Origin of the sequence: Bacillus cereus group sp. BfR-BA-01356 (assembly GCF_022663635.1) — a bacterium.
Taxonomy (GTDB): Bacteria; Bacillota; Bacilli; order Bacillales; family Bacillaceae_G; genus Bacillus_A; species Bacillus_A cereus.
Genome location: NZ_JAKUFX010000026.1, coordinates 39979 through 54337 on the forward strand (window position 1 = coordinate 39979; position 14359 = coordinate 54337).

A 14359-nucleotide genomic window follows, 5' to 3' on the forward strand; every position below is an offset into this window, starting at 1 on the left:
CCCCTATATTAATTTCTCTGCTACGTATGAAGCAAATACATCTAACGCTACTTCTTCTTGTTCACCTGTTGCCATATCTTTTAAGTTAATGATGCCTTTATCTAGCTCATCTTCTCCTAATACAGCTACAAATTTCGCCTTTAGACGATCTGCTGATTTAAATTGTGCTTTCATTTTGCGATCTAAATAATCTTTTTCAACTGACAATCCAGCTTTACGAAGATCGAACGCAACTTTTGCAGCATGGTCTTTCGCTTTTTCGCCAAGCGCTACAACGTAACAATCAATGCTATGTTCAAGTGGTAATTCAATGTTTTCAGCTTTTAGCGCCATAATTAAACGTTCAATACTCATTGCAAAACCGATACCTGGCATTTCTGGTCCACCGATTTCTTGTACAAGTCCGTTATAACGGCCACCACCGCTTAATGTAGTGATCGCACCGAAACCTTCTGCCTCACTCATAATTTCAAAAACAGTGTGTTGATAGTAGTCTAAACCACGCACTAAGTTCGGATCTTTTTCAAATGGAACATCCATCATCGTTAATAGTTCTTGAACTTTGTCATAGTATACTGCTGAATCTTCGTTTAAGTATTCTGTAATAGATGGTGCTGTTCCCATTAATTCATGGTTACGGTCCTTCTTACAGTCTAAAATTCGAAGTGGGTTCTTTTCTAAGCGAGATTGACAGTCAGAACAGAATTCGCCGATACGTGGCTCAAAGTGTGCGATTAATGCATCACGGTGTGCTTGACGGCTCGCTGCGTCACCTAAACTGTTTAATACAACTTTAATATTTTTTAAGCCCATGCCGCGGTAAAATTCAACAGCAAGTGCAATTACTTCTGCATCAATTGCAGGGTCATTACTGCCGATTGCTTCGATACCGAATTGTACGAATTGACGATAGCGACCTGCTTGTGGTCTTTCATAACGGAACATTTGACCGATATAGTATAATTTCGTTGGTTGTGTCGCATCACCAAACATTTTATTTTCAACGTAAGAACGTACAACAGGTGCAGTACCTTCTGGACGTAATGTTAAGCTACGCTCTCCACGATCTTGGAATGAGTACATTTCTTTTTGTACGATATCTGTCGTATCACCAACACCGCGTAAAAATAGCTCAGTGTGTTCAAAGATTGGTGTACGAATTTCTTTATAATTGTAACGACGGCAAATTTCGCGTGCTTGCCCTTCGATATACTGCCATAACTCAACAGTGCCTGGAAGAATATCTTGCGTTCCGCGTGGGATTTGAATAGACATATTCAGTTCCTCCTCAAATTGTTTTAATCTTAATAAAAATAAAAAAACTCCCGCCTCTACTGTTTAAACAGTAGGGACGAGAGTATTATACCCGTGGTGCCACCCTAATTGAAGCACGTATGCTTCCACTTTTTTAATAACGCTTAAATATGCGTTCATCCCTACTAAGCATATATGCCGTTCAAGTTGAAACCTCTAGAGTGTCATTCAATCAGTCATCATGCAGAAATGTTTTCAGCCTAAGACATTCCTTCTCTTTCCATGTGTGTCTCATTTACTCTTCTCTATCAACGGTTATATTCATATGTAAATATAAAATTACTATACGTTTGTTAAGTAGGATTGTCAAGTGCTCTAAGAACGTTCAATCTGCTTCTTTAAACGCTTTACATCTTGAAGAGAAATCCCAAACTCCGAAGCAAGCTCCATTGAAGTATTGTTTTGCTCTTTTGAAATAAAATCATGAAAATTCACGTTAAACAGTTGATTTGCACCATTTGTAACAGAATGCCCTTTTTCATTCATACGCATACGTATATCCCTCACATTCAATATGGATGTTTTACTTTTTATTGTTCCATATTGATGAGAGAGTTATACATAACCGAAACTGCTATTGATTCCAAATAAATGAACAAAACATACAACAATGTATAAAAAAGAGAGGATTATATAACCCTCTCTTTTTTATGAACACTATTTACTTTCTACAATTAAGGTCACCGGACCATCATTGATTAAAGAAACGTCCATCATTGCTCCAAACTTCCCTGTTTCCACATGTAATCCTTGTTTACGAACTTCTTCATTAAAGAAATCGTATAAACGCTCTGCATAATCAGGTTTCGCAGCATCCATAAAGTTTGGACGTCTGCCCTTGCGGCAATCTCCGTATAATGTGAATTGCGAAATAGATAGAACTTGTCCTTCTACATCAAGTACAGAATGATTCATCTTTCCGCTCTCATCTTCAAAAATACGTAAGTTTGCAATTTTTTCCGCAATGTAAGTTGCATCTTTTTCTGTATCTTCGTGCGTAATGCCAACTAGTAATGTTAAACCGAACGGAATTTGTCCTACGATCTCACCGTCTACTGTGACAGACGCTTTCTTTGATCGTTGTAAAACAACTCTCATCTTTCTACACTCCCTATTAATGCATCATGCGTCGTACTGCATAAATTTCTGGAACGCGTTTAATGCGTTCTACTACTTTTTTCAAGTGTTGTAAGTTACGAATCGAGATTGACATATTAATTGTTGCCATCTTATTACGGTCACTTCTACCAGAAACAGCTGAAATGTATGTTTTCGTCTCTGTAACAGCTTGCAGTACTTCATTTAATAAACCGCGGCGATCGTAACCTGAAATTTCAATATCAACGTTATACTCAATTTCTTTTTCAGGGCTACCTTCCCACTCTACCTCTAATAATCGTTCTACAGCTTCTTCTGTATGAACATTTACACAATCACGGCGGTGAATTGATACACCTCGGCCTTTCGTAATATACCCAACGATATCATCGCCCGGAACTGGGTTACAGCATTTCGATAAACGGATTAATAAATTATCAGCACCGCTTACCTTTACACCAGAATCCCATTTTCGAATTTTCATCGGTTTACGGACTTCTTTAACTTCAACAATTTCTTCTTCTTCGCGTTGTTTGCGGAACTTGTCCGTTAGTCGCGTAACAATTTGCGAAGCTGTAATTCCGCTATATCCAACTGCTGCAAACATATCTTCTTCATTTGCAAAGTTAAATTTCTCAGCGACGCGTTTTAAGTTATCCGGCGCCAATACTTCTTTCATCTCATACTCTAGACCACGTACTTCCTTTTCAACAAGTTCACGGCCTTTTTCAATATTTTCGTCTCTACGTTGTTTCTTAAAGAATTGACGAATTTTATTTTTCGCATGAGATGTTTGAGCAAGTTTTACCCAATCCTGGCTTGGGCCATATGAATGTTTCGACGTTAAAATTTCAATGATGTCGCCTGTTTTTAATTTATAATCCAGCGTCACCATTTTCCCATTTACTTTTGCACCAATTGTTTTATTCCCAATTTCCGAATGGACACGATACGCGAAATCAATTGGAACAGATCCAAGTGGTAATTCCATTACATCGCCTTTCGGTGTAAAGACGAATACCATGTCAGAGAATAAATCAATTTTTAATGACTCCATAAATTCTTCTGCATTAGAAGCTTCATTTTGCCATTCTAATATTTGACGGAACCATGTGAGTTTCTTCTCTAATGTACCTGTTGTTTCTGCTGTTTTTCCTTCTTTGTATGCCCAGTGTGCCGCGATCCCAAATTCTGCAATTTCATGCATTTCTTTCGTACGAATTTGCACTTCAAGTGGATCACCTTTCGGTCCAATTACAGTCGTATGAAGAGATTGATATAGATTTGCTTTTGGCATTGCAATATAATCTTTAAAACGACCTGGCATCGGCTTCCAGCACGTATGAATAATTCCAAGCACCGCATAACAATCTTTAATACTATTTACAACGACACGTACAGCTAATAAATCGTAAATTTCATTGAACTGCTTATTTTGCAGTGCCATTTTACGATAAATACTGTAAATATGTTTCGGTCTTCCAGAAATCTCAGGTTGAATTGCAACTTCTTTTAATTTCTCACGAATACCAGTCATTACTTCGTCTAAATATTCTTCACGTTCTGCACGTTTACGCTTCATTAAATTTACAATACGATAATATTGTTGTGGATTTAAATAGCGAAGTGACGTATCCTCTAGCTCCCATTTAATAGTACTAATTCCGAGTCTATGTGCCAAAGGTGCAAAGATTTCTAACGTTTCATTCGCTATGCGACGCTGCTTCTCTTGAGGCAAATGTTTCAATGTACGCATATTATGAAGACGATCAGCTAGTTTAATTAAAATAACTCGAATATCTTGAGCCATTGCAATAAACATTTTGCGATGGTTTTCTGCTTGTTGTTGTTCGTGAGATTTATATTTGATCTTCCCAAGCTTTGTAACGCCATCAACAAGCATAGCAATTTCTTTGTTAAATTCCCGTTCAATATCTTCTAACGTAATCTCTGTATCTTCCACTACATCATGTAAGAAACCTGCTGATACCGTAGCTGGATCCATGTGTAAATCAACTAAAATACCTGCAACTTGAATCGGATGAATAATATACGGTTCACCCGATTTTCTATATTGTTCGCTATGCGCATCACGTGCATATTCATAGGCACGTGCCACTAGCTCAATATCTTCATCCGCTAAATATTGACTTGCTTTCTCGAGTACCTGTTCAGCTGTTAGTACCTGCTCATTTGCCATCGAATCACCTTTTATTGAAAATTGACTTTATCTTTATTTAATAGAATAAATTATATTCTATCATTATAACCCAATGATTGTGAATTGTGAAAAGGAAAAGATTTTACTGACATTTCACCATAATTTTTTGTTCAATTATACAAAAGTACCCGCTCCTCTCCAAGAGATTCACGGGTACTTTTTATCACCGTAGTTTTACCTATATAGTGATTAGTATTTTTCTAATACTAATACATCGTAACCATCTAACATTTTACGACCATCTAAGTAAGTAAGTTCTACTAAGAATGCAATTCCTGCTACAACTCCGCCTAGCTCTTCAACTAACTTAATTGTCGCTTCGATTGTTCCACCTGTAGCTAATAGATCATCTGTAATTAATACGCGCTGACCTGGCTTAATTGCATCTTTATGGATTGTTAAAACATCTTTACCATATTCTTTACCGTAGTCAACAGTAATTACTTCACGTGGTAATTTTCCTAATTTACGAACTGGTGCAAATCCTACTTCTAACGCATAAGAAACTGGGCAACCGATAATGAAACCACGAGCTTCTGGTCCTACTACAACATCGATATCTCTTTCTTTTGCGTATTCAACGATTGCATCTGTTGCTGCTTTGTATGCTTTACCGTCATTCATTAAAGGTGTAATGTCTTTAAACACAATACCTTCTTTCGGATAATCCGGTACAATTGCGATATGTTGCTTGAAATCCATATTTCTGAATCCTCCTCAGATCTAAAAGGTTTGTAAATACAAATCCTTTACCCTAACTGTTCTACTTCTTTATGATTACGAATCGTTTCAAACCATGTATATAGTTGCTGATATGTGCTATAAACCAATTCTTTTTCTAATTGTAAGTGGTTCATTTTCTCACGATATGTGTTCGATTCAATTAAATCACGCTTTTGTTTTTTGTCTGCCATAAAAATGACGCCATCTTTTATTGTAACAAATTCTAACTCAAAAAACACCTGTGTCATGAAATTTACTGTATCTTTTGACCAACCTTTATGACGACATAGTTGTTCTCCATATTGTCTTAAAGAAAATGGTGTTTTTTGGCTTAAGAAAGAATAGTACCATTTAAAGTGTTCTCTCGTCGGAACTGTACTAAATAAGTGGTTATTCTCTTGATAAAATAGCGTATAAATTCGCGCTGGGAATCCTACCTTAAATAGCTCACGTAATTCATCTGTTCCTTTTGGTAAATCAAGTAACACGATATATTGATCATCTAAATGCGTTACTTCTGAAGCATGCATGAGCTTTTCTTTATAGCTCTCTAAAGAAAATTTATTCAATACCTCTTCAGAAAAATACACCATTGTTATTTTTTCTTTCGGAAGTTCTGCTAAATTTGCTTCTGCATTACGCATACTACGCCAATCAAATAATTGCCACGCCTCTACAGCAATATCTTGTACCATTAGTTGTGGCTTCTTAAAGTTATTCCATTCATTAATAGACGCTTCTCCTATTACAGATACTTTTGCAACTGGAGAGATTTCTTTCGCATATGCACCAAAACCAAATCCAATTGTATCCAGTGTTGCTTGTCCATCACGAAGAGCCATTTTTAAATGAGAGCCATCTGATCCGATTGCGCGAATACTTTCTAACTCTGCATCTTTTACTGCAATACATGGTTTCGGATTTCCAACACCAAACGGGGCTAGTTTTTGCATATCTTCAATTGCCGCTAGCGTTACATCCTCTACTTTACAAAAAACATCAACTGCTGTAATTGGAATAAAATCTTCTTCTGTTAAAATTGCATCTGCTTGTTCATTTAAGCGGCGACGTAATTCATCTACATCATTCATATGTAGCGTCATTCCCGCTGCCATCGGATGCCCTCCGAAGTGTGGTAATAACTCTCTACAATCTGATAAATTTGCAAACAAATCAAATCCTGCAATACTACGTGCTGAGCCTTTTGCTGTTTCTTTTATAGGATCAATGCTTAATACAATCGTCGGACGATAAAAACGTTCAACTAATTTCGAAGCAACAATTCCAATTACCCCTGGGTTCCAGCCTTCTTTTGCAAGTACTAATACTTTATTTTCTTCTGGTGGGAAGTTATTTTCCACTTCAGCGATAGCTTCTTCTGTAATTTGCTTTACAATATCTTTTCGCAGTTTGTTCAGCTCATCAATTTCTTCAGCTAGCTCTTTCGCTTCCTCTGGATCATCTGATAATAAAAGGTGTACAGCCGGCGCAGCATCTTCTAAACGCCCGACCGCATTAATACGAGGTGCAATTGAGAAGCCAATACTCTCTTCGGTAATTTCACTTTGCGAAACGTTAGCAACTTTAAACAATGCCTTCAAACCAATATTTCTCGTCATACGCATATGTTTTAAACCGCGTTTCACTAGCAACCTATTTTCACTATGAAGTGATACTAAATCGGCTACTGTACCAATTACTGCGATCTCTAATAAATGTTCTGGTACACGGCCTAATAGTGCATGCGCAACTTTAAACGCAACACCTACACCAGCTAAATAGTGAAACGGATATACACCGCCATCTAATTTCGGATGTATAATCGCAAGTGCTTCTGGCAATTCTGGCGGTGGCTCATGGTGATCTGTAATAATTAGATCTATTCCAAGCTCTTTCGCTACATTCGCTTCATGTACCGCTGCAATACCAGTATCGACAGTAATAATTAGCGAGAACCCTGCGCTATGCGCCCAACGAAATGCTTCTTCGTTCGGTCCATACCCTTCTGTAAAACGATTTGGAATGTAAAATTCTACTTCTGCACCTAATTCTTGAAGAGCAAGATATAAAACTGTCGTACTACTTACTCCGTCCGCATCGTAATCACCAAATATTAATATTTGCTCGCCATTTTGAATCGCCTTATTTACACGTTCTACCGTTCTATCCATTCCTTCTAATAAAAATGGATCATGAAATTCTTGATTTTCTGTATTTAAAAAATCTAAAATCTTATCTTCTGTATCGAGTCCTCTACCGAGGAATAACGAAACGACAAGTGGCGATAACTGTAATTTACTTGCTAATTCACTCACTCGCTCGTCATTATATTCTTTTTCTTTCCAACGCGTCTTCGGTTGTAACACGAAATCACCCCTTAACCTGTTCATTATACAAGACAGATTAAGGGGTGACAATATAATGCAAACTACGATGCAATATCTATATACTAAAATGTTAATGATGTTTAATTTGGAAAATACGGATTTATATGTACGAATACATTTTGTACATTATCTTGTTTCATAAGTATTTCTTTCACATGTTTTCCAATACGGTGTCCTTCTTCTACAGTAATGTATGGATCTACAGACACTTTAATATCGACAATAACATAATGACCATGCTCCCGTGCATATAAAGAACCAATTTTTTTCACACCATCTACTTGAAGAACTGCTTCTCTAAGCGGAATAACATCCTCCTCATGAAGAACATGGTCAAGCGTTGCATGAATTGCTTCCGCTCCAATGCTCCACGCCATTTTTACAACAAGGAGTGAAACAACTAATCCTGCAATTGGATCAGCGTATACAAGCCAGTCTATACCAAGCTTACCACCGATTATAGCTGCACAAATACCGATTAAAGCTGCAATTGAAGAAAATACATCCGAACGGTGCTCATATGCATTTGCAATAATTGCATCACTGTTTACTCTTTTCCCTAATCGGAATTTATATTGAAACATTCCTTCTTTCACGACGATTGAAAGAACAACAGCAAATATCGTAATTCCTTTCGGCGGTTCTAGTTCTTGCGAAAAAGCTTTTATAGACGAAATCGCGATTTCAAGTCCCACGATAAATAATAATACCGCTACAATAATCGCTGAAATCGATTCCGCTTTACCATGACCATACGGATGATCCTCATCAGGTGGCTGCTTTGCCGCTCGCAATCCAAAAAGTACAGCTAGCGAACCAATTACATCTGATGCAGAATGCACGGCATCCGCTAACAGTGCTTTACTGTTCCCAATATAACCAATTACCGCCTTTACAATCGCTAATATAATATTACCAACGATCCCGACAATAGCACCAAACTCGGCCTGTTTAAAACGTTCATCTTTTTCCATAATTAAAATCCCTTCTTTTCTTAACCTATCTTTTTATTTTAACAAAAACAGCGATAACACCACCACTTTCTTCCATCTTCTTCCCATCAAAAAGTTGCTATCTTATTGTATCCACAAACGAAAAAAGAGATGCCTCATAAAGAGACATCATCTTTTCTATACTTGCGGTTCAGATTCTACTTTCTCAACCTTCTTCTTGTTTTTCCCCTTTTTCAAACGACGGTTTTCAAGCATTAACCAAATTTGAGAGGCAACGAAAACAGAAGAGTACGTACCTACAACTAGTCCAACAAGTAACGCAAACGAGAAGTTACGTAGTGACTCACTACCGAAGATAAGCAGTGCAATTACTGGGAATAACACTGTTAATACGGTGTTAATCGAACGACCAAGCGTTTGGCGAATACTTGCATTTACGATTTCTTCTAGATCTTTTATATCGCGCACTCGTTTTTTCTGTTTGTATAATTCACGGTTTCTATCAAATGTAACAATCGAGTCATTAATAGAATAACCGATGATTGTTAGTACTGCGGCAATAAACGTTAAGTCTACCTCTAGTTGGAAAATACTAAACATAACAATCATAACGAATGCGTCATGTAATAATGCAAGTACTGCAGATAACGCATACGTAAAGCGGAAACGAATACTTACGTATAAAATGATAACCGCAGAAGCAATTAATACTGCGATAAATGCATTTCGTGCAATTTCTTTACCGATTGTCGGTGAAACTGTACTTACGTTTGGATCTGTACCATATTTATCGTGGAAGAATGTTTTTGTTTTCGCAATTTCATCTTTTGATAAAACACCTAATGTACGAACTGCGAAACCTTTATTGTCATCTCCAGTCGGTACAATATTTTCTTCCTTCACATCAATGTTCAATTCTTTAAAATCTTTATGAACATCAGACACAGTAACGGCTTGTTTTGATTGCAAGTCGATACGTGTACCACTCGCAAAGTCAATACCAAGGTTCAATTTGAAAATTGGTAAGATAATTGCTCCTGCAATTACAACTACAATCGAGAAAATAAGGAATTTATGACCGATATTTACGAAATTAATACGATCAAATCTCGTTGGCGGATGTACTACACCTTTTGTTAATGGAATAATATCCTTTTGTTTCACACCAAAATATCCTGGTTTTTTATCAAAGTAACGGCTCTTTACAAGTAGACCTAGTAAGAAACGAGTACCGAATACGTTCGTAATGAAACCGACTAAAATACTTACGATTAAACTTGTTGCGAATCCTTTTACAGAGCTATTACCATAAACGAATAACACACCAGCTGCTGCAAGAGTCGTAACGTTTGCATCTAAAATTGTTGCTAATGAACGATGGTTACCAGCACGGAATGCCGACATCATTGACTTACCAATTTTCAGCTCTTCTTTCAGTCTCTCGTACGTAATAATATTCGCATCAACTGCGATACCTACTCCGAGCACTAACGCTGCAATACCTGGCAACGTAAGAACTGCATGCATCCAGTTAAAGACAAGTAATGTAACGAAAATATATAAACCTAACATAATAACCGCTACAAGTCCTGGTAAACGGTAGAATACAAGCATAAATAAGAAGATAAGAGCGATACCAATCGCACTAGCGAAAATCGTTTGCTCTAACGCTTGTTGACCAAATTTCGCTCCAACAGATGTTGAATACATTTCTTTTAAATCAACAGGAAGTGCACCTGCATTTAATAAAGATGAAAGTTGTTTCGCACTTTCAACTGTGAAGTTTCCACCTACAATAGATACCTCAGCTTGGTTAAATACTTGGCTTACTGTTGCCGCTGATAAGAACTTCGGATTCGGTTTTGCAGATTCTGCTTTATACGAATCTTTTCCTTCTTCAAAGTCCAGCCAAATTACCATTAAATTCGTTGGTGGTGGCATTTTTGAAATCTTTTCAGTTACTGCACGGAATTTTTCAGCGCTTTTCAGTGTAAGACCTACGCTCGCACGGCCTTGCTCATCAAATGTTTGCTTCGCTCCGCCGCCTTTTAAATCCGTTCCATCCATAAGAAGGTTATCATCCACATCACGGAATGTTAATTTCGCTTGTGTTGATAACATTTCACGTGCTTTTTGCTGATCTTGTACACCAGCAAGCTGTACACGAATTCGATCTTGCCCTTCGATTTGAATGTTCGGCTCACTTACACCGAGAACATTGACACGATTTTCAAGAGCACCTACTGTACTTACAAGTACGTCTCGATCGATTTTATCACCTTTTTTGGCTGGTTTTACTTCATACAGAATTTCAAAACCACCGCGAAGGTCTAGTCCTAGACTAATTCCTTTTGCTATGTCTTTTCCTGCCGCACCAATTACTCCACCGATTAATAAGACGATGAGGAAAAAGGCGGCAATTCTCGTACCACGCTTTGCCATATGTACCCTCTTTCTGCTACTAACACTTTCAATAAATCTTTTACGATTCACTGCTATACGTGTGCATACGCCTAGTTAGTAGACTTCCTTTCTATAATTTTTGCTAGCTCATCACTAGCTGTATAGGTAAGCTTTTACACTCCCTACACTTTCATCATTTATTTTCCTCTTCACTACCTCCTTTATATATAATCTTAGACACAATTATTTCCTCTTTATCAATACATATCATTATACTGCAAAAGGAAGAACAAACCAATTGCAGTCGGTTATTTATTTTCATACTCATCAAATGACCAAAGTGGCGCTTGGTAAGCTTCAACAGTTAAATATGTCATATATTCATTAGTACTTACTGTTAATACGTCATTAACTAATTCATACAATCTAACATCGCTGTCTATCTTCTTCCACTTTTTCACTTTAAGAAACTTCCAAATGTCATCATCTGTCACTCGGTCGTAACCGAACATTTGAAACTCTTCTACTTTACTTTCTAAAACGACTTGTAACTGTCCGCGGTATGATTCTACCAAAGCCTCTCTATCTAACATCTATAACATCTCCTTCTTATTTCAGCACGAAAAAGTCGCTTTAATCCCGCTCTAATGGACAGCAATAACTACTTTCAAGAGCACTATCACACTTCACTCTCTTAAATGCTTGTCATTCTTGTCTCGTACGTGCATATAAATTATTGTAAATCATTCCATTGATTTTGAGAAGGTAGGAGAAGAACATGACGAGACAAAGCTTTTTAAAAGGCGCATTTATTTTAATGATAGCCGGCTTTATTACAAAAATACTTGGCTTTATCAACCGCATAGTAATGGCACGTATTTTAGGAGAAGAAGGCGTTGGTCTTTATATGATGGCCGTTCCTACATTCATTTTAGCAATTACATTGACACAAATTGGTCTTCCTGTCGCCATCGCAAAATTTGTAGCAGAAGCGGAAGCTGTGAACGATAAACAAAGAGTTAAAAAAATATTAACCGTATCACTAGCTGTTACATCCGTTATTAGTATCATTTTAACAATCGGAATTATGTTCCTCACACCTATTTTAGCAAAAACATTATTAACCGACGAAAGAACGTACTATCCATTAATGGCCATTTTGCCTGTTGTTCCCGTTATTGCTGTTTCTTCTGTTTTGCGTGGTTACTTTCAAGGGAAACAAAACATGAAACCTAGCGCTTATGCGCAAGTTCTAGAACAAGTCGTCCGCATTACCATTATCGCTATATGCATTCAATTATTTTTACCTTACGGCATAGAATATGCTGCAGCCGGCGCTATGTTATCAGCTGTTCTCGGTGAAGTTGCATCCTTATTATTTTTACTCACGTTATTTCAGCGAGAAAAACATTTATCAATACGCTCTGGATTTTTTACTACTGTAAAGGAAAGCAAAGGGACATTTTATTCTCTGATGGATATTGCCCTTCCAACTACAGGAAGTCGTTTAATCGGCTCCGTTTCATATTTTTTTGAACCTATTGTCGTTATGCAAAGCTTAGCAATCGCTGGTGTCGCTGCTTCTGTTGCAACCCAGCAATACGGTATATTAAACGGTTATGCATTCCCGCTCCTATCACTACCCGCCTTTATTACATACGCTCTCTCTACAGCGCTCGTTCCTTCTATTAGTGAAGCAATGGCAAAAAGACAACATAAATTAGTAGAGCACCGTTTACAACAAGCACTTCGAATTTCATTAATTACCGGCGGATGGTCTGTCGTTATATTATACGTATTCGCTTCTCCTGTTTTAACTCTTATGTATGGATCAGACAGCGCAACAGCATTCATTCAACTTCTTGCGCCTTGCTTTTTATTTCATTATTTCCAAAGTCCACTTACCTCTGTTTTGCAAGCTTTAAACTTAGCAAGAGCCGCCATGATGAATACATTTATTGGTGCCATCGTGAAATTAATCGTTATTTTTGTACTAGCATCAAGGCCAGAGTTTCAAATGATGGGGGTTGCACTTGCTATTGCTGCAAATATTGTAACAGTAACATTTCTTCACTACGCTACTGTTTTAAAAAAGATTACATTTACCATTTACGCAAAAGACTATATTTTCGGCGGACTTGCCATCGGTATCGCAGGCGCCTTCGGTTTTTATCTTCATAAATATATTATTTTCTCTCATTCCCTTGGCATACAAACATTATGGGAAATCACTTTAACAACAATTGTTTATATCGTACTTCTCTTCACTTTCAAACTCATTCGAAAAGAAGAGTTAAGTCGTCTCCCTATCATTCGTAAGCTTTCATTTTTGAAATAAGGTGAAACGTTAATCAGTGGGGTAATCTCCACTGATTATTAGTTATACTAATCATTCTTACTCTTCCAAAGGATAAGTCTCTAATTTTCTTTTACATCAACAAAAAATTGTCCATTTTGAAAACTACAGTATAAAATTTGTGTTATATCGTTATAACCTAAGTTTTTTAATTTCTCAATAAGCCATTCATCTGTATGCTCAATCATTTGTAAATGACTAGATTGAATTTCTCCATCAATAATAAGAGGAAGCGTAAACTGCAATGTATCTTGTTTATTTTTTTGTTTTTGAAAGACAGATAACTTCCCAGACGGTTCCAAAATAGCATATTCTACATCCCGAATATCTCCAACTCCTTGTTCCCTTAATTGCATCATTAAATCATCAATATTATATCGTTGGTTTCTCATCTTTTTTTCATCAATCTTTCCCGCATTAATAATAATTGCTGGTTCACCTTCTATTAAATGCCGAAATCGTTGAAACTTTAATGAAATGACTGACAAAATGATTTGTATGCACATAAGAAAAGTCATCGGAACTAATTGATGCCAAAGTGATTTATCGGTATTTTCAATTGCTACTACAGCCATTTCTCCAAGCATAATAAATACGACTAAATCTAATACACTTAGCTCTCCTATCTCACGTTTACCCATAAGACGAAAAATAATTAAGATGATGATATACAAAAGCATTGTCCGTCCAATTACCGATATCCATTCCATTTCTACATCTCCTTTTTTACGTATAGACTCCCCTATAAAAAAGAAACTAGTCTAACTTGAGCAAAAGGAAAATATGCTTGTATTAAAAAGACCTGCGGTAGTATGTCAACTGAAAAATAATATCTTTTGAAGTTATCAAAGGACAAATTGCTTAAAAAAGACATCACGAAACTAGACCAGTATTTTATGTAAAA

General features: G+C 36.9%; 11 protein-coding genes and 1 other annotated feature. Of the genes, 1 reads left to right on the plus strand and 10 read right to left on the minus strand.

Features of this window, described 5'->3' with window-relative positions:
• Positions 1–3: 3 nt before the first annotated feature.
• The 9 genes from hisS to MR168_RS11915 form a co-directional block, all read right to left on the minus strand.
• The gene (hisS, locus tag MR168_RS11875; protein WP_000027084.1) at positions 4–1275 is read right to left on the minus strand and encodes a histidine--tRNA ligase; all 1272 of its coding nucleotides are present in this window, start codon (positions 1273–1275) and stop codon (positions 4–6) included.
• A gap of 69 nt (positions 1276–1344) precedes the next feature.
• Positions 1345–1575, minus strand: a binding site (T-box leader).
• 54 nt (positions 1576–1629) lie between these two features.
• Complete coding sequence (locus tag MR168_RS11880; protein ID WP_001242605.1) at positions 1630–1806, minus strand: hypothetical protein; 177 nt, start codon at positions 1804–1806, stop codon at positions 1630–1632.
• 165 nt (positions 1807–1971) lie between these two features.
• Positions 1972–2412 (minus strand): D-tyrosyl-tRNA(Tyr) deacylase, encoded by a 441-nt coding sequence (locus MR168_RS11885; protein WP_001266965.1) that lies wholly within the window; start codon positions 2410–2412, stop codon positions 1972–1974.
• Between the two features lie 16 nt (positions 2413–2428).
• A complete protein-coding gene (gene relA, locus MR168_RS11890; RefSeq protein ID WP_001262795.1) occupies positions 2429–4612 on the minus strand; it encodes a GTP diphosphokinase in 2184 nt (727 codons plus the stop codon).
• A 210-nt stretch (positions 4613–4822) separates the two neighbouring features.
• Entirely contained in the window at positions 4823–5335 is a 513-nt protein-coding gene (locus MR168_RS11895) for an adenine phosphoribosyltransferase (RefSeq protein ID WP_000346215.1), read from the minus strand.
• A gap of 47 nt (positions 5336–5382) precedes the next feature.
• Positions 5383–7722 (minus strand): single-stranded-DNA-specific exonuclease RecJ, encoded by a 2340-nt coding sequence (gene recJ, locus MR168_RS11900; protein ID WP_086411435.1) that lies wholly within the window; start codon positions 7720–7722, stop codon positions 5383–5385.
• A gap of 101 nt (positions 7723–7823) precedes the next feature.
• On the minus strand, positions 7824–8717 hold the full coding sequence (locus MR168_RS11905) for a cation diffusion facilitator family transporter (protein ID WP_086411434.1): 894 nt from the start codon (positions 8715–8717) through the stop codon (positions 7824–7826).
• A gap of 156 nt (positions 8718–8873) precedes the next feature.
• Entirely contained in the window at positions 8874–11138 is a 2265-nt protein-coding gene (gene secDF / locus MR168_RS11910; RefSeq protein ID WP_086389511.1) for a protein translocase subunit SecDF, read from the minus strand.
• Positions 11139–11407: 269 nt separating this feature from the next.
• Positions 11408–11692: a post-transcriptional regulator gene (locus tag MR168_RS11915; protein WP_000886979.1), complete on the minus strand. Its 285-nt coding sequence runs from the start codon at positions 11690–11692 to the stop codon at positions 11408–11410.
• A 185-nt stretch (positions 11693–11877) separates the two neighbouring features.
• On the opposite strand from MR168_RS11915, the gene spoVB reads away from it, so the two are divergent.
• The gene (gene spoVB, locus MR168_RS11920) at positions 11878–13437 is read left to right on the plus strand and encodes a stage V sporulation protein B (RefSeq protein WP_000198301.1); all 1560 of its coding nucleotides are present in this window, start codon (positions 11878–11880) and stop codon (positions 13435–13437) included.
• 80 nt (positions 13438–13517) lie between these two features.
• On the opposite strand, the gene MR168_RS11925 is transcribed toward spoVB, so the two are convergent.
• The gene (locus MR168_RS11925; RefSeq protein WP_000454838.1) at positions 13518–14165 is read right to left on the minus strand and encodes a DUF421 domain-containing protein; all 648 of its coding nucleotides are present in this window, start codon (positions 14163–14165) and stop codon (positions 13518–13520) included.
• Positions 14166–14359 lie beyond the last annotated feature (194 nt).

What these genes read in the sequence shown, in the direction of transcription:
- hisS (WP_000027084.1), bottom strand. Translation starts at nt 1,275, where the DNA reads ATGTCTATTCAAATCCCACGCGGAACGCAAGATATTCTTCCAGGCACT.
- MR168_RS11880 (WP_001242605.1), bottom strand. Translation starts at nt 1,806, where the DNA reads ATGCGTATGAATGAAAAAGGGCATTCTGTTACAAATGGTGCAAATCAA.
- MR168_RS11885 (WP_001266965.1), bottom strand. Translation starts at nt 2,412, where the DNA reads ATGAGAGTTGTTTTACAACGATCAAAGAAAGCGTCTGTCACAGTAGAC.
- relA (WP_001262795.1), bottom strand. Translation starts at nt 4,612, where the DNA reads ATGGCAAATGAGCAGGTACTAACAGCTGAACAGGTACTCGAGAAAGCA.
- MR168_RS11895 (WP_000346215.1), bottom strand. Translation starts at nt 5,335, where the DNA reads ATGGATTTCAAGCAACATATCGCAATTGTACCGGATTATCCGAAAGAA.
- MR168_RS11905 (WP_086411434.1), bottom strand. Translation starts at nt 8,717, where the DNA reads ATGGAAAAAGATGAACGTTTTAAACAGGCCGAGTTTGGTGCTATTGTC.
- secDF (WP_086389511.1), bottom strand. Translation starts at nt 11,138, where the DNA reads ATGGCAAAGCGTGGTACGAGAATTGCCGCCTTTTTCCTCATCGTCTTA.
- MR168_RS11915 (WP_000886979.1), bottom strand. Translation starts at nt 11,692, where the DNA reads ATGTTAGATAGAGAGGCTTTGGTAGAATCATACCGCGGACAGTTACAA.
- spoVB (WP_000198301.1), top strand. Translation starts at nt 11,878, where the DNA reads ATGACGAGACAAAGCTTTTTAAAAGGCGCATTTATTTTAATGATAGCC.
- MR168_RS11925 (WP_000454838.1), bottom strand. Translation starts at nt 14,165, where the DNA reads ATGGAATGGATATCGGTAATTGGACGGACAATGCTTTTGTATATCATC.